The 17,263-nt window shown below is 72.1% G+C and carries 18 protein-coding genes; 13 read left to right on the top strand and 5 right to left on the bottom strand.

Annotated features, from left to right (window positions below; genetic code table 11):
- Positions 1-2,259, top strand: a 2,259-nt coding sequence (locus tag A8711_RS16225; RefSeq protein ID WP_141707664.1) for an ATP-binding protein, incomplete at its 5' end; no start/stop codon positions are given.
- On the top strand, positions 2,256-2,813 hold the full coding sequence (locus tag A8711_RS16220; RefSeq protein WP_013283536.1) for a two-component system response regulator: 558 nt from the start codon (positions 2,256-2,258) through the stop codon (positions 2,811-2,813). The genes A8711_RS16225 and A8711_RS16220, both read left to right, overlap by 4 nt.
- A gap of 4 nt (positions 2,814-2,817) precedes the next feature.
- Here the strand turns inward: A8711_RS16220 and A8711_RS16215 are convergent, their stop codons facing one another.
- Positions 2,818-3,342 (bottom strand): GbsR/MarR family transcriptional regulator, encoded by a 525-nt coding sequence (locus tag A8711_RS16215; RefSeq protein WP_223201263.1) that lies wholly within the window; start codon positions 3,340-3,342, stop codon positions 2,818-2,820.
- 53 nt (positions 3,343-3,395) lie between these two features.
- Between A8711_RS16215 and A8711_RS16210 the strand changes: the two genes are divergently transcribed.
- Both A8711_RS16210 and A8711_RS16205 read left to right on the top strand, forming a co-directional pair.
- On the top strand, positions 3,396-4,289 hold the full coding sequence (locus A8711_RS16210; RefSeq protein ID WP_069088713.1) for an ABC transporter ATP-binding protein: 894 nt from the start codon (positions 3,396-3,398) through the stop codon (positions 4,287-4,289).
- Entirely contained in the window at positions 4,286-5,878 is a 1,593-nt protein-coding gene (locus A8711_RS16205; protein ID WP_069088712.1) for an ABC transporter permease, read from the top strand. Before A8711_RS16210 ends, A8711_RS16205 begins: the two co-directional genes overlap by 4 nt.
- 96 nt (positions 5,879-5,974) lie before the next feature.
- On the opposite strand, the gene A8711_RS16200 is transcribed toward A8711_RS16205, so the two are convergent.
- Positions 5,975-6,307, bottom strand: a complete 333-nt coding sequence (locus A8711_RS16200; protein WP_043327409.1) for an STAS domain-containing protein — start codon at positions 6,305-6,307, stop codon at positions 5,975-5,977.
- 144 nt (positions 6,308-6,451) lie between these two features.
- Here A8711_RS16200 and hemL point away from each other — a divergent pair, with 144 nt between their 5' ends.
- Genes hemL through ccsB form a run of 6 tightly spaced genes read left to right on the top strand, consistent with a single transcriptional unit; the run spans position 6,452 to position 12,464 of the window.
- Complete coding sequence (gene hemL, locus A8711_RS16195; protein WP_069088711.1) at positions 6,452-7,789, top strand: glutamate-1-semialdehyde 2,1-aminomutase; 1,338 nt, start codon at positions 6,452-6,454, stop codon at positions 7,787-7,789.
- Positions 7,790-7,791: 2 nt separating this feature from the next.
- Positions 7,792-8,439 (top strand): histidine phosphatase family protein, encoded by a 648-nt coding sequence (locus A8711_RS16190; protein WP_013283542.1) that lies wholly within the window; start codon positions 7,792-7,794, stop codon positions 8,437-8,439.
- Positions 8,439-9,014 carry a TlpA disulfide reductase family protein gene (locus A8711_RS16185; protein WP_030500717.1) on the top strand — a complete coding sequence of 192 codons (576 nt, stop codon included), beginning with the start codon at positions 8,439-8,441 and terminating at the stop codon, positions 9,012-9,014. Before A8711_RS16190 ends, A8711_RS16185 begins: the two co-directional genes overlap by 1 nt.
- The gene (locus A8711_RS16180) at positions 9,014-9,880 is read left to right on the top strand and encodes a cytochrome c biogenesis CcdA family protein (RefSeq protein WP_064448401.1); all 867 of its coding nucleotides are present in this window, start codon (positions 9,014-9,016) and stop codon (positions 9,878-9,880) included. The genes A8711_RS16185 and A8711_RS16180 overlap by 1 nt, the downstream gene beginning before the upstream one ends.
- Positions 9,880-11,499, top strand: a complete 1,620-nt coding sequence (locus A8711_RS16175; RefSeq protein ID WP_069088710.1) for a cytochrome c biogenesis protein ResB — start codon at positions 9,880-9,882, stop codon at positions 11,497-11,499. The genes A8711_RS16180 and A8711_RS16175 overlap by 1 nt, the downstream gene beginning before the upstream one ends.
- Complete coding sequence (ccsB, locus tag A8711_RS16170) at positions 11,499-12,464, top strand: c-type cytochrome biogenesis protein CcsB (protein ID WP_064448403.1); 966 nt, start codon at positions 11,499-11,501, stop codon at positions 12,462-12,464. Before A8711_RS16175 ends, ccsB begins: the two co-directional genes overlap by 1 nt.
- Here the strand turns inward: ccsB and A8711_RS16165 are convergent.
- Together A8711_RS16165 and A8711_RS16160 are read right to left on the bottom strand one after the other, a co-directional pair.
- Positions 12,433-12,657, bottom strand: a complete 225-nt coding sequence (locus A8711_RS16165) for a hypothetical protein (RefSeq protein ID WP_043327397.1) — start codon at positions 12,655-12,657, stop codon at positions 12,433-12,435. The genes ccsB and A8711_RS16165 overlap by 32 nt on opposite strands.
- Before the next feature lie 44 nt (positions 12,658-12,701).
- Positions 12,702-13,172, bottom strand: a complete 471-nt coding sequence (locus A8711_RS16160; RefSeq protein WP_043327395.1) for a MarR family winged helix-turn-helix transcriptional regulator — start codon at positions 13,170-13,172, stop codon at positions 12,702-12,704.
- Positions 13,173-13,235: 63 nt separating this feature from the next.
- On the opposite strand from A8711_RS16160, the gene A8711_RS16155 reads away from it, so the two are divergent.
- The 3 genes from A8711_RS16155 to mqnP all read left to right on the top strand — a co-directional run bounded on the left by A8711_RS16155 (position 13,236) and on the right by mqnP (position 16,249).
- Positions 13,236-13,790 carry a carboxymuconolactone decarboxylase family protein gene (locus A8711_RS16155; RefSeq protein ID WP_069088709.1) on the top strand — a complete coding sequence of 185 codons (555 nt, stop codon included), beginning with the start codon at positions 13,236-13,238 and terminating at the stop codon, positions 13,788-13,790.
- Between the two features lie 93 nt (positions 13,791-13,883).
- Positions 13,884-15,344: a menaquinone biosynthesis decarboxylase gene (locus A8711_RS16150; RefSeq protein ID WP_069088708.1), complete on the top strand. Its 1,461-nt coding sequence runs from the start codon at positions 13,884-13,886 to the stop codon at positions 15,342-15,344.
- Positions 15,344-16,249, top strand: coding sequence for a menaquinone biosynthesis prenyltransferase MqnP (gene mqnP, locus A8711_RS16145; RefSeq protein WP_069088707.1), 906 nt, complete (start codon positions 15,344-15,346; stop codon positions 16,247-16,249). Before A8711_RS16150 ends, mqnP begins: the two co-directional genes overlap by 1 nt.
- Positions 16,250-16,268: 19 nt before the next feature.
- Here the strand turns inward: mqnP and A8711_RS16140 are convergent, their stop codons facing one another.
- Positions 16,269-17,234: a terpene synthase gene (locus A8711_RS16140; protein WP_069088706.1), complete on the bottom strand. Its 966-nt coding sequence runs from the start codon at positions 17,232-17,234 to the stop codon at positions 16,269-16,271.
- Positions 17,235-17,263 lie beyond the last annotated feature (29 nt).

The following is a 17,263-nucleotide window of genomic DNA, read 5'->3' as shown; positions in this document are numbered from 1 at the left end:
GTCAACACGATGGTGGACCAGCTCTCGTCGTTCGCCGACGAGGTGACGCGCGTGGCGCGCGAGGTGGGCACCGAGGGCAAGCTGGGCGGTCAGGCCCAGGTCAAGGGCGTCTCCGGTACGTGGCGCGACCTCACCGAGAACGTCAACCAGCTCGCCTCCACGCTCACCACGCAGTTGCGCGCGATCGCGCAGGTCTCCACGTCGGTGACCCGCGGCGACCTGACCCAGCGGATCAACGTGAAGGCGCAGGGCGAGGTCGCCGAGCTGAAGGACAACATCAACCAGATGATCGTCACCCTCCGGGAGACGACGAAGAAGAACGCCGAGCAGGGCTGGCTCGACTCGAACCTGGCCCGCATCGGTGGTCTGCTGCAGGGCCAGCGCGACCTGGGCGAGGTCTGCCGCATGATCATGATGGAGGTGACCCCGCTGGTGGACGCGCAGCTCGGCGCGTTCTTCCTGGCGGACAGCTCCGAGGGCAGCATGCGGCTGCGGCTCACCGCCTCCTACGGGTATGTGGCCCGCGGGCACGACGTCACGTTCGGCCCGGGTGAGGGGCTGGTCGGGCAGGCCGCGTTGTCCCGCCGGACCATCCGGGTCAAGGCGCAGCCGGACGGGCGCCTCGTGGTGCGCTCCGGGCTGGCCGACACGCCCCCGGCCGACCTGGTGGTGCTCCCGGTCCTGTTCGAGGGCGAACTGCTCGCCGTGATCGAGTTCGCCGGCGTGGCCACGTTCTCCGACCTGCACCTGGCGTTCCTGGAGCGGCTGGTGCTCACCATCGGCGTCGCGGTCAACACCATCCAGGCCAACCGGCGTACGGAGGAGCTGCTGGCGCAGTCGCAGCGGCTGGCGCACGAGATGCAGGACCAGTCGGCCGAGTTGCAGCGCACCAACGCCGAGCTGGAGGACAAGGCGAAGCTGCTGTCCGAGCAGAAGGCCAACATCGAGACGCAGAACCGGGAGATCGAGCTGGCCCGCCTCGGCCTGGAGGAGAAGGCGCAGCAGCTCACCCGGGCGTCGGCGTACAAGTCGGAGTTCCTGGCGAACATGAGCCACGAGCTGCGTACGCCGCTGAACTCGCTGCTCCTGCTGGCCCGGCTGCTGGCCGAGAACCCGGAGCGCAACCTCAGCGCGAAGCAGATCGAGTTCGCGCGGACCATCCACGGCGCCGGCTCGGACCTGCTCTCGCTGATCGACGACATCCTCGACCTGTCGAAGATCGAGGCGGGCCGGATGGACGTGGAGCCCACCGAGATCCAGTTCGCCGAGATCCGGAGCTACGTCGAGCAGGCGTTCGCGCCGCAGGCCGAGGAGAAGGGCCTGGACTTCCAGGTACGGGTCAGCAGCGATCTGCCGCCGGCGCTGGTGACCGACGCCCAGCGGTTGCAGCAGATCCTGCGCAACCTGCTCTCCAACGCGGTGAAGTTCACCGACAACGGCGCGGTGACGCTGCGGATCGGGCCGGCGGCCGAGAACGCCGTCTTCGACGTGCCGGCGCTGACGAACGCGCAGCGGGTGATCGCGTTCACCGTGATCGACACCGGCATCGGCATCTCCGACGACAAGCTGTCGCTGATCTTCGAGGCGTTCCAGCAGGCGGACGGCACCACCAGCCGGCGGTACGGCGGGACCGGCCTGGGCCTGTCCATCAGCCGTGATCTGGCCCGCCTGCTCGGCGGCACGATCACCGTCTCGTCCGCGCCCGGTCAGGGTTCGACGTTCACTCTCTTCGTACCCGATGTGCTGGCGCCGGACGCGGTGGTGGCGCCGGCGCCGCCGTCGCCGAGCCGCGCGGGCCTGCCGTCGTCGCTGCTCATGCCGATGGAGCTGCCGCAGCCGCAGGAGACGCCGGCCACCCGGCGGCTGGACGGCGTGACCGTGCTGATCATCGACGACGACGTGCGGAACGTGTTCGCGTTGACGTCCGCGTTGGAACTGCACGGCATGACCGTGTTGTACTCGGACAACGGGGCGGACGGCGTCCGCCAGCTCGCCGAGCATCCGGAGGTGGACATCGTCCTGATGGACGCCATGATGCCGGACCAGGACGGGTACGAGACGACAGCGCAGATCCGCCGCAACCACCGGTTCGCGGACCTGCCGATCGTCTTCCTGACCGCCAAGGCGATGCCCGGCGACCGGGAGTCGGCGCTCAGCGCCGGCGGCAGCGACTACATCACCAAGCCGGTGGACCTGGACGAGCTGATCGAGCTGATGGCGTCCTGGATCGGCCGCAGCCGAGGCGAGGAGAACGCGTGACGCAGACGGCCAAGGCCCTGCTGGTGGACGACCGGCGGGAGAACCTGATGGCGCTGGAGGCGATCCTCCAGGGTCTCCCGGTGCAGTCGGTCGCGGTGGAGAGCGGCGAGGCCGCGCTCAAGCAGCTCCTCGTGGACGACTTCGCGGTGATCCTGCTGGACGCCCAGATGCCCGACATGGACGGCTTCGAGACGGCGACGCACATCAAGCGGCGCGAGCGCACCCGGCACGTACCGATCATCTTCCTGACCGCCGCGGACAAGGACGCGCAGCTCGCGTTGCGCGGCTACGCGGCGGGTGCGGTCGACTACCTGACCAAGCCGTTCGATCCGTGGGTGCTGCGGGCGAAGGTGACCGTCTTCGTCGACCTGTGGGTGAAGACCCGGCAGCTCGCCGCCCAGTCGGACCTGGTGCGGGAGCGGGATCTGCAGTGGCGGCACCTGACCGACGCGGTGGACGAGGCGACGGCGCTGCTGCGCGCCGACGACGACCCGTCCACCCGGGAACGCGCGGTCGAGCTGCTGGAGCAGGCGCGCTGGGGCAACACCCGCTGACGGTTCAGCCGCCGGCCGGGCCGCCGTGCCCGGTCGCGGCCCGCCGGGCCCGCCACCGGTCGCCGAGCGATTCCAGTTCCTCCTGTACGAAGAGGAAGAAGTCGCGCATCTCGGCGACCCGTTCACCGGCCGGGGTGCTGCGGCCGTGCAGCGCGTCGACCCCGCCGGCGGCGATGTCGATGAAGTTCTTGTAGAGCGTGGTCTTGGTGATCGTCGCCTCGTACCAGGGGTTGTCCGGCATCCGGTAGCGGTCGCGCCTGGACCCCTTGACCGGCTCGCGGACCAGCATGGCGAACTGGGTCAGGTAGCGGACCGCGCCGCTGACCGCCGCCGCGCTGACGCCGAGCCGTTCGGCGATCTCGCCCGCGGTGAGCGGGTCGTCGGCGCTCATGACTGTGAACAGGACCCGGGCGGCCATCCGGGGGAAGCCCACGTCGGCGAAGGCCATCGCCATCCGCTCCACGAAGAGGTGGACCTCCTCCTCGTCGTGGCGGAACGGCTCGTTCATGGTCGGCTCCTCGACACTCACCCCGTGACCCTACAGTCTTCACAAGTTTGTGAAACGAGCGTAGCTTCTGAATTATGGAAACGGCAATCGATGTGTCCGGCCTGGTGAAGACCTTCGGCCGCACCCGGGCCCTCGACGGGCTCGACCTGACCGTCCGCACCGGGGAGGTGCACGGCTTCCTCGGCCCGAACGGCTCCGGCAAGTCGACCACCATCCGGGTGCTGCTCGGCCTGCTGCGGGCGGACGCGGGGGCCGCCCGGCTGCTGGGCGGCGACCCCTGGCGGGACGCGGTCGCGCTGCACCGCCGCCTCGCGTACGTGCCCGGCGACGTCACGCTCTGGCCCAACCTCAGCGGCGGCGAGGTGATCGACCTGCTCGGCCGGATGCGCGGCGGGCTCGACCCGAAACGCCGCGCCGAACTGCTGGACTCCTTCGAGCTGGACCCGCGCAAAAAGGGCCGCACCTACTCCAAGGGCAACCGGCAGAAGGTCGGCCTGGTCGCCGCGCTCGCCTCCGACGTCGAACTGCTCATCCTCGACGAGCCGACCTCCGGGCTCGACCCGCTGATGGAGGAGGTCTTCCAGCACTGGGTCCGCCGCGCCGTCCACGACGGACGCACGGTGCTGCTGTCCAGCCACATCCTCGCCGAGGTGGAGGCGCTCTGCGACCGGGTGACGATCATCCGGGCCGGCCGGACGGTGGAGTCCGGCACGCTCGGCGACCTGCGCCACCTGCACCGCACCGCGATCGACGCCGAGGTCACCGCGCCGCTCGATGGCCTGGCCGACCTGCCCGGCGTACACGACCTGCGGGTCGACGGGCGGCGGGTGCGCTTCGACGTCGACACCGCCGCGCTCGACGCCGCGCTGCGCCGGCTCACCGAGCTGGGCGTACGCAGCCTGGTCAGCACGCCGCCCACGCTGGAGGAACTGTTCCTGCGGCACTACGAGACGGCGGACCGGGCATGAGCACGCTCACCGGCACCCGCCACCTGGTCCGGCTGATCCTGCGCCGGGACCGTCTCCTGCTGCCGCTGTGGGTGCTGATCCTCGCGGTGCTGCCGATGACGTACGCGGCCAGCTTCGCCGGGCTGTTCCCGACCGCCGCCGAGCGGGCCGCGTACCTGGAGGGCACCGCCCGCAACCCGTCCATCGTCGCGCTGCTCGGCCCCGCCTACGGCGACAGCATCGGCGGGCTGACCGCGCAGCGCAGCGGCTTCCTGCTGCTCATCGTCGCGCTGGCCAGCCTGCTCACCGTCATCCGGCACACCCGCACCGAGGAGGAGGCCGGCCGGCGGGAACTGCTCGGTGGCAACGTGCTCGGGCGGCACGCCGGGCTGACCGCCGCGCTGCTCGTCACGTACGCGGCGGATCTGCTGCTCGGCCTGCTCACCGCCGCCGGGCTGGTCGCGACCGGGCTGCCGGTCGGCGGCTCGCTGGCGTACGGCCTGGTCACCGTGCTGACCGGCGTCGTGTTCGCCACGCTCGGCGGGCTGGCGGCCCAGTTGACCGAGACCGCGGGTGGGGCGCGGGGCATCGGCCTCGCCGGTCTCGGCGCCGCGTTCGGGCTGCGCCTGGCCGGGGACACGGCGGGCAACGACTGGCCGAGCTGGCTGTCCCCGCTGGGCTGGGCCGCCCGGGTCCGCCCGTACGAGGGGGAGCGGTGGTGGGTGCTGCTGCTGCCGCTTGCCGCCACGGCGCTGCTCGCCGCGTTCGCGTACCCGGTCTCGGTCCGCCGCGACCTGGGCGCGGGCGTGCTGCCGCCCCGGCTCGGCCCGGCCGCCGCCGGTGGTGGCCTGTCCGGTCCGTTCGGCCTGGCCTGGCGGCTGCACCGGGGGCAGATCCTCTGGTGGTCGGTCGGGTTCGGCCTGCTCGGCCTGATCCTCGGTGGCGCGGCCGAGGCGGCCGGCCGGTCCGTCGAGGGCAGCCCGCGGATGGAGGAGATCGTGGCCCGGCTCGGCGGGGCGTCCGGCATGGCCGACGCGTACCTGGGCGTGACGCTGAGCCTGGCCGGGCTGGCCGCCGCCGGGTACGGCATCCAGGCCGCGCTGCGGATGCGCGCCGAGGAGTCCGCCGGGCACGCCGAGCCGGTGCTCGCCACCGGCACCCGCCGCTCGACCTGGCTGCTCTCGCACGTGACGTTCGCGCTGCTCGGCCCGGTGGTGGTGCTCGCGGTGACCGGGCTCGCGACCGGCCTGACGTACGGGCTGAGCACCGGTGACGTGCCCCGCCAGCTGGGCCGGATGCTCGCCGCGGGCCTGGCCCAGGTGCCGGCGGCGTGGGTGCTGGCCGGACTCGCCGTACTGCTCTACGGCCTGCTGCCCCGGCTCGCGCCGGTCACCTGGGCGGTGCTGGCGGTCTGCGTGCTGCTCGGGCAGCTCGGCGCGGTGCTGGAGCTGGACCAGTGGCTGCTGGACCTGTCCCCGTTCACGCACACTCCGCAGGTGCTCCGCGACGCCTGGACGCCCACCCCGCTCTACCTGCTCACGGCCCTGGCGGTGACCCTGGCCACGGCTGGCCTGCTCACCTTCCGCCGCCGCGACGTCCCCGTCCTCTAGCAGCGTTGATCTTGCACTTGCGGCCCCGGCGAAAGGGGTGAATCACCCTCGTGGAGGGCCGCAAGTGCAAGATCGCGGAGGAAAGCGAGGGTCGGGCTACGGGGTGGCTTCGTTGCGGATCATCAGGGCGCTGCGGAGACCGGTGATGTCCAGGACGCGGATCAGGAAGTCGCCGACGTTGGTGAGTATCAGCAGGCACTGGGCATGACTGGCCTTGCGGCTGAGCACCACGAGCGTGCCGAGGCCCTGCGAGTCGCAGAACGTGACCCCGGCCAGGTCGAGCACGATGCGCGGGGGCGGATCCGCCAGCACCTCGTTGACCACCGTCGAGAGCTGGGCGGCCGTGAGCATGTCGATCTCACCGGCCAGACGAAGCACTGCTTCGTCACCGGTCCGCTGTACGGCGATGGACAGTTCGGCACGATCCACCCGGTCAGCCTATCGCGATCTCGACCGACGGGCCTGTCGAGCGGATCGCTGGCGGCCTGCCGCCGCTCACCGGGGTGAGCCTGGTAACCCCCGTCGCGGGGTGCGTGCCAGGCAGCACTCCGACGCTGACACAATGGGCCCATCGTGACCGAGACGTTTTCCGCCGGATCCGGCCGCTACCCGGCCGACGCCCCGGCCTCCGAGGCCCTGTTCGACCGCGCCAAGGCCGTCGTGCCCGGCGGGGTGAACTCTCCCGTGCGCGCGTTCCGTGCCGTCGGCGGCACCCCGCGCTTCATGGTCCGGGGGGAGGGTCCGTGGCTCTTCGACGCCGACGGTCGTCGGTACGTCGACCTGGTCTGCTCCTGGGGCCCGCTCATTCTCGGCCACGCGCACCCGGCAGTGGTGGAGGCGCTGCGCGAGGCCGCCACGCTGGGCACGAGCTTCGGCACGCCCACCCCGGGTGAGGTGGACCTGGCCGAGGAGATCATCGCGCGGACGCCGGTCGAGCAGGTGCGCCTGGTCAACTCCGGCACCGAGGCGACCATGTCGGCGATCCGGCTGGCCCGCGGCTTCACCGGCCGCTCCAAAATCATCAAGTTCGCCGGCTGCTACCACGGCCACTCGGACGCGCTGCTCGCCGCCGCCGGCTCCGGCGTGGCCACGTTCGGCCTGCCCGACTCGCCCGGCGTGACCGGCGCGGCAGCGGGCGACACGATCGTGCTGCCGTACAACGACCTGCGCGCGGTCGAGGAGGCGTTCGCCGCCCAGGGCCAGCACATCGCCGCGATCATCACCGAGGCCGCCGCTGGCAACATGGGCGTGATCGCCCCGCGCGACGGCTTCAACGCCGAACTGGCCCGGATCGCGCACGCGCACGGCGCGCTGCTCATCGTCGACGAGGTGATGACCGGGTTCCGGGTGTCCCGCGCCGGATGGCACGGCCTCGACCCGTCGGACGCGGACCTGTGGACGTACGGGAAGGTCATGGGTGGCGGCCTGCCCGCCGCGGCGTTCGGCGGGCGCGCGGAGATCATGGCGAAGCTCGCCCCGGCCGGCCCGGTCTACCAGGCCGGGACGCTCTCCGGTAACCCGCTGGCCTGCGCCGCCGGACTGGCCACGCTGCGGCTGGCCGACGACGCGCTCTACCGGCGGCTCGACGAGACCTCCGCCGCGCTCGGCAAGCTCACCACCGAGGCGCTGTCCGCGGCCGGCGTGCCGCACCGCCTCTCCACCGCCGGCAACATGTTCTCGGTCTTCTTCACCGACGCGGACGTGCGCGACTACGACAGCGCCCGTACCCAGGTGGTGCCGGCGTTCAAGGCGTTCTTCCACGCGATGCTCGCCGGTGGCGTCTACCTGCCGCCGAGCGCGTTCGAGTCGTGGTTCGTCTCGACCGCGATCGACGACGCGGCGTGGGAGCAGATCGCCGCCGCCCTGCCGGTGGCGGCGCGGGCGGCGGCAGCGGCGGGAAGCGGGGGGTAACTATGGCGGAGACCGTGGTGCACGTGCTGCGGCACGGTGAGGTGCACAACCCGGACGGCATCCTCTACGGCCGCCTGCCCGGGTTCCGCCTCTCCGAGCTGGGCGTGCAGATGGCGAAGGCGGCCGCGCAGGCGCTCGCCGACCGGACCGTGGTGCACGTGGTGGCCAGCCCGCTGGAGCGCGCCCAGCAGACCGCCGAGCCGATCGCGGCGCAGTTCGGCCTCTCCGTCGGCGTCGACGAGCGGCTGATCGAGAGCGCGAACTGGTTCGAGGGCAAGAAGGTCTCGCCCGGTGACGGCTCGTTCCGCGACCCGCGCAACTGGTGGGTGCTGCGCGACCCGGTGACCCCGTCCTGGGGCGAGGCGTACCGGGCCATCGCCGAGCGCATGTTCGCCGCGCTGCACGCCGCCCGCGTCGCCGCCGAGGGCCGCGAGGCGGTGCTCGTGTCGCACCAGCTCCCGATCTGGACGCTGCGCCGGCACGTCGAGCGCAAGCGCCTCTGGCACGACCCGCGCCGCCGCCAGTGCGGCCTGGCCAGCCTCACCTCGTTCCACTTCGACGGCGCCAAGATCGTCGGCATCGGGTACTCCGAGCCGGCCGCCCACCTGGTGTCGATCTCGCCGACCGCCCGGACGGCCAAGGGGGCCTGATGCTCACCCGGAGGCTCGCCGCCGCCCTGCTCGCCGCCGTCACCGCCGGTACGGCGCTGGTCGGCTGCTCCTCCGGCAGCCAGGAGAGCCGGTGCGCGGCCGACGGCTCCGTCGTCACCTGCGCACCCGACCAGCGCTCGAAGACGCCGAAGGTCAGCGGTGAGCTGCTCACCGGCGGCGGCTACGACATCTCCCGCGACCGCGGCCAGGTCGTCGTGGTCAACTTCTGGGGCTCCTGGTGCGCGCCCTGCCGTGCCGAGGCGGACGACCTGGAGGACACCTACCAGGCCACGAAGGGCTCCGGCGTGACGTTCCTCGGCATCAACGTGCAGGACAGCAAGGACAAGGCGCTCGCCTTCGAGGAGGGCCGGGTCACGTACCCGAGCATCTTCGACCCGGCCAGCCGGCAGGCGCTCAACTTCGACATCCCGCCGAACACCACCCCGGCCACCGTCGTGCTCGACCGCGAGGGCCGGATCGCCGTGGTGATCCGCCGGGCCGTCACCCGCGACGAGCTGCGACCGATCGTCGAGAAGATCGCCGCCGAGTCACCGGCGCCGAACGGCGCCCGCTGATGGGCGAGACGTTCCGCCAGCTCGCCGAGTCCGGCCCGCTGCTGTTCGCGGTGGGCGCGGCCGCACTGGCCGGGCTGGTGAGCTTTCTGTCCCCGTGCGTGCTCCCGCTGATGCCCGGCTACCTGTCGTACGTGACCGGCCTGGCCGGCGCCGACCTGGAGGGTGCAAGGAAGGGCCCCCTGTTAACGCCTCCGGTAGAGGAAGGGCCCCTTGTTAACAGCGGCGGCGCGAGCGGGGGCGGTGTGGGCGTCGCCGAGCGGGCGGCGCCGGCCCGGACCACCGCGGCCGTCAAGGGCCGGGTGCTCGCCGGCACGCTGCTGTTCATTGCCGGCTTCACAGTCGTGTTCGTCGCCACCGCGATCCTCTTCTCCGGCGTCGGCAAGCTCTTCTTCCGGTACGAGCGCACGCTGGAGATCGTCATCGGCGCGCTCGTGGTGGTGCTCGGGCTCGGCTACCTCGGGGTGATCCCCGGCATGCAGCGGGAGTTCCGCATCCGCTGGCTGCCCTCCGCCGGGCTGCTCGGCGCGCCGGTGCTCGGCGCGGTCTTCGCGCTCAGCTGGCTGCCCTGCACCGGCCCGACGCTCGGCGCGGTGCTCGGCATGGCGGCCACCGAGGGGGGCACCGACCGGGCCGTGGTGCTCGCCGTGGCGTACTGCCTCGGGCTGGGGATACCGTTCGTCGTCTTCGGGCTGGGCTTCCAGCGCCTGCTCGGGGTGTTCCGCGCCGTCCGGCGCAACAGCCGCTGGGTCACCCGCATCGGCGGGGCCCTGCTGATCGCGATCGGCCTGGCGCTGATCAGCGGCGGCTGGGTGAACGTGGTGATCTGGCTGCAGACGAACGTGGGCGTGGGCGAGGTGAGCATCTGATGACGACCGTCGACGACCGGCCGTCGACCCCTCCGGCGCAGGCACCCCGACGGCGGGTCAACCCGGTGCTGGCCCTGCTGCGCAACTCGTGGCGGCAGCTCACCAGCATGCGTACCGCGCTGATCCTGCTGTTCCTGCTCGCCGTCGCGGCCATCCCCGGCTCGGTGCTGCCGCAGCGCGGCGTCAACCCGGAACGGGTCAACCAGTGGTTCGTGGACCACCCCGACCTCGCGCCCCGGCTGGACCAGATCGGCGCGTTCGAGGTCTTCGGCTCGGTCTGGTTCTCCGCGATCTACCTGCTGCTGTTCACCTCGCTGATCGGCTGCATCCTGCCCCGCGCCCGGGACCACGTCCGCGCGCTGCGGATGAAGCCGCCGGCCGCGCCGAAGCGGCTCGAACGGCTGCCCCAGCACACGGTGCTGGAGGCCCCGGCCGCCGCCGACCCCGAGGCGATCGCGGCGGTGCTGCGCGGCCGCCGGTGGCGGGTCACCGTGCGCGGCAACGAGGTCTCCGCCGAGAAGGGCTACCTCAAGGAGACCGGCAACCTGCTCTTCCACGTGTCGCTGGTCGCCGTCCTGCTCGGGGTCGCGCTCGGTTCCTGGTACGGATGGCACGGCAACCGCATCCTGGTCGCGGGCGAGGACAACGCCTTCTGCAACACCCGTCAGCAGTACGCCGAGGCGTCGCTCGGCCCGCGCGTGGACAGCGCCGACCTGCCGCCGTTCTGCCTGACGCTGGAGAAGTTCGAGGCCGACTACCTGCCGTCCGGGCTGGCGTCCCGCTACTGGGCCACGGTGACCGTGGACGAGCCGGGCGGCACGGCGCGGACCGCCGGCTTCTCGGTCAACTCGCCGCTGCGGCTCGGCTCGGCGAACGTCTACCTGCTCGGCAACGGCTACGCGCCGCTGCTGAAGTACACCGACAAGTACGGCCGCAGCCAGACCAGCGAGGCGCCGTTCCTGCGTACCGGCGACTCCAACGCGACCGAGGAGGGCGTGGCGATCTTCCCGGACGCCAACGTCGACCCGAAGACCGGCGCGCGGTCCCCGGACCAGCAGGTCGCCTTCGACGGGCTCTACCTGCCCACCGGGCCGGAGAGCGCGCCGTACGTGGCGTCGCAGTATCCGGCCGAGCGCAACCCGATGGTGAACCTGACCGCGTACCGGGGGAACCTCGGGATGGACGCCGGCATCCCCGGCTCGGTATACGCGCTGGACCGGCGGCAGATCGACGACGGCAAGCTCAAGGAGATCGGCACCAAGCTGCTGCGGCCGGGGGAGAAGTGGACCCTCGACGACGGCAGCACGCTGGAGTTCGTCGGCACCAAGCCGTACATCACGCTCGCGGTCCGGCACGCGCCCGGGCAGACGCTGCTGCTGGTGGCCAGCGGCACGCTGCTGCTGGGCCTGATGGGCTCGCTGTTCGCCCGGCGGCGACGGGTGTGGTTCCGGGTTTCGCCCCCGGAGGGTGGATCTCCGACGGGCGGTAGTAGTTTGGTGGAGGCCGGTGGGCTGCCGCGCACCGAGCACCCAGGGTTCGCCGACGAGTTCGCGCAGCTCGTCGCCGCGGTGAGCGGCGACGCGCCGGACGCGCGGCGGGCGCGAGAAGGAGACGAGTGATGTCCGCACTCTCCGACCAGCTGGTCGCGTACGCGATCCTGGTGTACCTGATCGCGATGATCAGCCACGCCGTGGAGTTCGCGCTGGGCAACGCGCGGAAGGTCCCCGCGGCCGCGCCCGCGCGGGAACTGGTCGGCGCGGGCGTCGGCGGCGCCGGCGGCACCGTCGACGAGCCGGCCGCGCCGCCGCGGCCGGACCACTCCGCCGCCCGGGCCGTGCTGGCCGGCCGGATCGCCGGCTGGCTCACCGCGGTCGCCGCCGCCGTGCACCTGGGCGCGGTGATCACGCGGGGCGTCGCCGCCGACCGGATGCCCTGGGGCAACATGTACGAGTTCGTGCTGACCGGCACCTGGATCGGTGTGGCGGCCTGGCTCGTGGTGCTCTGGAAGCAGCCGTGGCTGCGCCGGCTCGGGCTGTTCCTGACGCTGGTGATGGTGCTGCTGCTGGCGTTCGCCGAGCTGAAGCTCTACGTGCCGATCGAGCCGCTGATGCCGGCGCTGCAGTCGTGGTGGTTCATCATCCACGTCTCGACGATCATCTTTGCCTCGGGCCTCTTCCTGCTGGGCGTGGTGCCCGCCGCCGCGTACCTGATGCGGGCCGGCTGGGAGCAGGGTCGCCGCAGCTTCCCGTACACCCTGGCCCGCCGCCTTCCGGCGGCGGCCGGGCTGGAGCGGTTGACCTTCACGCTGCACGCCTTCTCGTTCCCGATCTTCACGTTCGCGGTGATCGCGGGCGCGATCTGGGCCGAGGCGGCGTGGGGCCGCGCCTGGGGCTGGGACCCCAAGGAGACCTGGGCGTTCATCTCCTGGGTGGTGTACGCGGGCTACCTGCACGCCCGGGCCACGCCGAGCGTGAAGCGCAACGTGGCGACCTGGATCTCCATCGTGGGCTTCCTGACCGTGATGATGAACCTGTTCGGCGTGAACTTCTTCTTCACCGGTCTGCACTCGTACGCCGGGGTGTAGTGGCCGGGCGCGCGCTCAGCACCTCGTCCACCCGGCGCGTGACCTGGTAGGCCACCTCCGGCAGGTCGGCCAGTTCGAGGCGGTCGGCCCGGAGCGCGAACTGGGCGTGCAGTTCGCGGGCCACCGCGTCGCGGATCTCTGCCTGGAGTGGGCTGAGGCCGTCCGGGTCACCCACCACGTATGCGTCGTCCATCCGCCGATGATGAACCGCCGTCGGCGATCCTGTCAGTGACGAATTCATCCGCCGAACCAGCCGGGGACGTCGAGGCGGAACACGTCGGCGGGAACCATCCGGCGCAGGTCGTCCTCGATGGCGGCGACCCGGTCCGCGCCGAGCGTGGCCGCCCAGCGGTCGCGTAGCTCGTCGAAGACCGCCGCCGAGCGGTGCAGCCCGTCGCGGCCCTTCGCGGTCGTCCGGACCAGCTTGCGTCGGGCGTCGGTCGGGTCGTCCACGCGTTCCAGGTAGCCGAGCGCGACCAGCCGGTCCACCGTCTTGCCCGCTGCCTGCTTGGAGACGCCGAGGCGCTGGCCGAGGTCGGAGGCGGTGGTGCCGTCCGGGCCGACGGCCTGGAGGACGAACCCGTGGGCCGGGCGCAGCTCGGGGTGCCCCTGGCGGGCCAGCTCGGCGTGCAGGTCGTCGACGAGCGTACGGAAGCCGGCGAGCAGGAGCAGCGGCAGCGCGAAGCCGGGGCGGTCAGGCGTTGCCACGTTCGACAACCACGTTTACTATTTCGTCAACCACGTTGACTATCTTACGAGAGGGGCACAGTCATGTCCCGCTTCACCACGTACGAGCCGGACACCGCACCCGCCGCCGCCCGCCCGGTCATGGCCGGGGTACGCCGCTCGCTGGGCCACCTGCCCGCTGCCGTCGGCCTGATGGCGGGCTCACCCGAACTATTGAAGGGCTTCCTCGCCGCCAACGCCGCGTTCGAGGCGACCGACCTCGACGCGGTCGCCCGGGAGGTGGTCGTGCTCACCGTCGCCACCCGCAACGGCTGCCACCTCTGCGTGGCCATGCACACCGCTACGCTCGTCCGGCACGCCGCCGCGCCGGAGCTGATCGAGGCGCTGCGGACCGGCGCGACGCTGCCCGACCCTCGGCTGGAGGCGCTGCGCCGGTTCACCGTCGCCGTCCTCGACCACCGGGGCGCGGTCCCCGACGCCGACCTCGACGCGCTGCTCGCCGCCGGGTGGCAGCGCCGGCACGCGCTGGACGTGGTGCTCGGCGTCGGCACGTACACCATCTCCACGTTCGCCAACCGGCTCACCGACGCGCCGCTCGACGCGCCGCTGGCCGCGTACGCCTGGACGCCTGCGGCCTGAGCTGCGGGGTGTTAAGAAGGGGCCCGTCCTCTACCGGAGGCGTTAACAGGGGGCCCTTCCTTACCTCCCAGGAACGTGCGGGAGGATGGCGGCATGGCGGCTCGTGGCTTCCCGTACACCGATCTCAAGGACTTCCTCGCGGCGCTGGAGCGCGCGGGCGAGCTGCGGCGGGTGAGCGCGCCGGTCGACCCCACGCTGGAGATCAGCGAGATCGTCACCCGCACCGTCCGGGCCGGCGGGCCGGCGCTGCTGTTCGAGCGCCCCACCCGGGGCGAGATGCCGGTGGCGATCAACCTGTTCGGCACCGAGAAGCGGATGGCGATGGCGCTCGGGGTGGAAGACCTCGACGAGATCGGCGCGCGGATCGGCGAGCTGCTCAAGCCGGAGCTGCCGCAGGGCTTCTCCGGGATGATGGGTGGCCTCGGCAAGGTCATGCAGCTCAAGTCGATGCCGCCGAAGAAGGTCAAGACCGCCCCCTGCCAGCAGGTCGTCTACCGGGGCGACGACGTCGACCTGAACCGGCTGCCCGGGTTGCAGGTGTGGCCCGGTGACGGTGGGATCTTCCACAACTTCGGGCTGACCCACACCAAGCACCCGGAGACCGGCAAGCGCAACCTCGGGCTCTACCGGCTCCAGCAGCACAGCCACAACACGATCGGCATGCACTGGCAGATCCACAAGAACTCCACCGCGCACCACGCGGTCGCGGAGCGGCTGGGCGAGCGGCTGCCGGTGGCGATCGCGATCGGCGCGGACCCGGTGGTGGCGTACTCGGCCAGCGCGCCGCTGCCCGCCGACATCGACGAGTACCTGTTCGCCGGGTTCCTCGCCGGTGAGCGGGTCGAGATGGTCGACTGCCTGACCGTCCCGCTCCAGGTGCCGGCGCACGCGCAGATCGTGCTGGAGGGMTACATCGAGCCGGGCGAGCGGCTGCCCGAGGGGCCGTTCGGCGACCACACCGGCTTCTACACGCCGGTCGAGCCGTTCCCGGTGATGCACATCGAGTGCATGACCATGCAGCGCGACCCGGTCTACCACTCGATCGTCACGTCCCAGCCGCCGCAGGAGGACCACGGTCTCGGCAAGGCCACCGAGCGGATCTTCGCGCCGCTGCTGCGCTTCCTGATCCCGGACATCGTCGACTACGACCTGCCCGCCGCCGGTGTCTTCCACAACTGCGCGATCGTGTCGATCCGCAAGCGCTACCCGAAGCACGCGCAGAAGGTGATGAACGCGATCTGGGGCGCGCACATGATGTCGCTGACCAAGCTGATCGTGATCGTGGACGAGGACTGCGATGTCCACGACTACAACGAGGTCGCGTTCCGCGCCTTCGGCAACGTCGACTACGCCCGTGACCTGCTCCTCACCGAGGGCCCGGTGGACCACCTCGACCACGCCTCGTACCAGCAGTTCTGGGGCGGCAAGGCGGGCATCGACGCGACCCGCAAGCTGCCCGAGGAGGGCTACACCCGGGGCTGGCCGGAGGAGATGCGGATGTCGCCCGAGGTGGTCTCACTGGTGGACAAGCGCTGGAAGGAATACGGGATCTGATGACGGCGGCGGTACAGGAACGGCCCGGCCGGGTCGCGTCCTTCCTCAAGCTCGTCGCCATCGAGCACTCGGTCTTCGCGCTGCCGTTCGCGTACCTGTCGGCGTTGACCGCCATGCAGCTCAACGGCGGCCGGGTGCGCTGGGGCGACCTGCTGCTGATCACCGTGGCGATGGTCGGCGCGCGGACGTTCGCCATGGCCGCGAACCGCATCCTCGACCGGCGGATCGACGCGCGGAACCCGCGTACGGCGAACCGGGAACTGGTCACCGGCGCGGTGAGCGTGCGGACGGCCTGGACCGGCGCGGCCGTCGCGCTCGTGGTGTTCCTGGCCGCCGCCGCCCTGCTCAACCCGCTCTGCCTGGTGCTCGCGCCGCTGGCCGTGGTGCCGCTGGTCGTCTACCCGTACGGCAAGCGGTTCACCAACTGGCCGCACGCCATCCTCGCGGTGGCGCAGGCGGTCGGCCCGGTCGGCGCCTGGCTGGCGGTCACCGGCACGCTCGACGGCTCCGGCCCGGCCTGGCTGCTCGGCGCGGCGGTCGGCCTCTGGATCGGCGGCTTCGACCTGATCTACGCCTGCCAGGACTCGGAGATCGACCGGGAGATCGGCGTGCACAGCGTCCCCGCCCGGTACGGCCGGCGCTTCGCGCTGCACGCCTCCACCGTCGCGCACGTGGTGACGTTCGCGCTGTTCATCTGGTTCGGCGCGTGGGTCGGCTTCGGCTGGCTGTGGTGGATCGGGCTGGCGCTGACCGCTGCCGCCTTCGCGTACCAGCACCTGGTGGTCAGCCCGACCGACCTGAGCAAGGTCAACCGGGCGTTCTTCACCGCGAACGGCTTCGTCGGCATCGCGTTGTTCGTCCTCGCGCTGCTCGACCTGGTGATCCGGCTCGGCCTGCGGCCGTAACGGCAACGCCGGAACGCGGTCAGGACGCCGGGGTGACCGGATAGCGGGCGCTCTCCAGCGTCCAGTCCACGGTGCCGCGCACGGCGGCGGCCAGGCCGTCGAGGTGGACGGAGACGGCGTCGTCGAGCGTCGGGCCGAACGACGGCGCCGCCGCGCGGAGCGCCGCGAACCGGTCCATCTCGGCCCGCCAGTGCCCGGCCACCAGGTCGACCGCCGCCGGCAGCGGCACGCCCCGCTCGGCGGCCACCGCCAGCACCAGGTTGTGCCCGCCGCCGGTGGCGTGGTCGCGCTCCAGCGAGGCGATGTCGTTGAACCAGGACAGCAGGTCGTTCGCGAGGTCCGCGAGCCGCCGCAGCGCCGGGTGGTGGTAGACCGCGTCGGGCAGCGGGCGTCCGGACGCGAACTCGATGAGCGGGTACGACACGTACGCCGCCGACGTGGCCCGGCGCAGCCGCACGTACTCGGCGACGCCCGGCGGACGGCCCGACCCGGTGGCGGTGGCCTCCCGGTGGACGCCGTCGAGGTGGTCGGCGACCGCGTCGGCGAAACGTAGCCGCCAGCGGGCCGGCATCCGGCGGCGGGGCTCCCGCCACGCCTGCACCAACAGGCGGCGCAGCGGGCCGGAGAAGCCCGGATGGCGGGCTCGCGGACCTTCGCGCAGCAACGCGAGCGCGCCGTCGCGCAACGCGCGGATCTGCCCCGGCGTCAGCCCGTCCCGCCCGTCGCAGGCGTCGTCGACCAGGAAGAACCAGGTGAACAGCGCGGTCAGCACCCGCAGGTCCGCCTCGGTGGCGTCCGGGTAGAGGCGGCCGGCGTACCGGGCGAACCCGGCCCGCGCCAGCCGCCGCCGGGTGGCCGGGTCGGGCGGCAGACCGAGCCGGTCGACCAGTTCCACCAGCCAGCCCTGCACGTCGTCCGCGTACGGGGAGAGGCGGGGCGTGATGGGGCAGTCGGAGCGCAGCGCCCGCAGCACCGCCGCAGTCATCACCGGCCCTTCCCACGGAAGTGGATTTG

The organism is Micromonospora sp. II (assembly GCF_001709195.1).
Taxonomy (GTDB): domain Bacteria; phylum Actinomycetota; class Actinomycetes; order Mycobacteriales; family Micromonosporaceae; genus Micromonospora; species Micromonospora chalcea.
The sequence above is the reverse complement of the archived record's forward strand: the minus strand, read 5'-3'. Positions and strand labels throughout refer to the sequence as shown.

Coding starts and splice junctions, on each gene's coding strand:
- A8711_RS16210 (WP_069088713.1), top strand. CDS start 3,396: ATGGAAACGGCAATCGATGTGTCCGGCCTGGTGAAGACCTTCGGCCGC.
- A8711_RS16205 (WP_069088712.1), top strand. CDS start 4,286: ATGAGCACGCTCACCGGCACCCGCCACCTGGTCCGGCTGATCCTGCGC.
- A8711_RS16190 (WP_013283542.1), top strand. CDS start 7,792: ATGGCGGAGACCGTGGTGCACGTGCTGCGGCACGGTGAGGTGCACAAC.
- A8711_RS16185 (WP_030500717.1), top strand. CDS start 8,439: ATGCTCACCCGGAGGCTCGCCGCCGCCCTGCTCGCCGCCGTCACCGCC.
- A8711_RS16180 (WP_064448401.1), top strand. CDS start 9,014: ATGGGCGAGACGTTCCGCCAGCTCGCCGAGTCCGGCCCGCTGCTGTTC.
- A8711_RS16175 (WP_069088710.1), top strand. CDS start 9,880: ATGACGACCGTCGACGACCGGCCGTCGACCCCTCCGGCGCAGGCACCC.
- ccsB (WP_064448403.1), top strand. CDS start 11,499: ATGTCCGCACTCTCCGACCAGCTGGTCGCGTACGCGATCCTGGTGTAC.
- A8711_RS16165 (WP_043327397.1), bottom strand. CDS start 12,657: ATGGACGACGCATACGTGGTGGGTGACCCGGACGGCCTCAGCCCACTC.
- A8711_RS16155 (WP_069088709.1), top strand. CDS start 13,236: ATGTCCCGCTTCACCACGTACGAGCCGGACACCGCACCCGCCGCCGCC.
- mqnP (WP_069088707.1), top strand. CDS start 15,344: ATGACGGCGGCGGTACAGGAACGGCCCGGCCGGGTCGCGTCCTTCCTC.
- A8711_RS16140 (WP_069088706.1), bottom strand. CDS start 17,234: ATGACTGCGGCGGTGCTGCGGGCGCTGCGCTCCGACTGCCCCATCACG.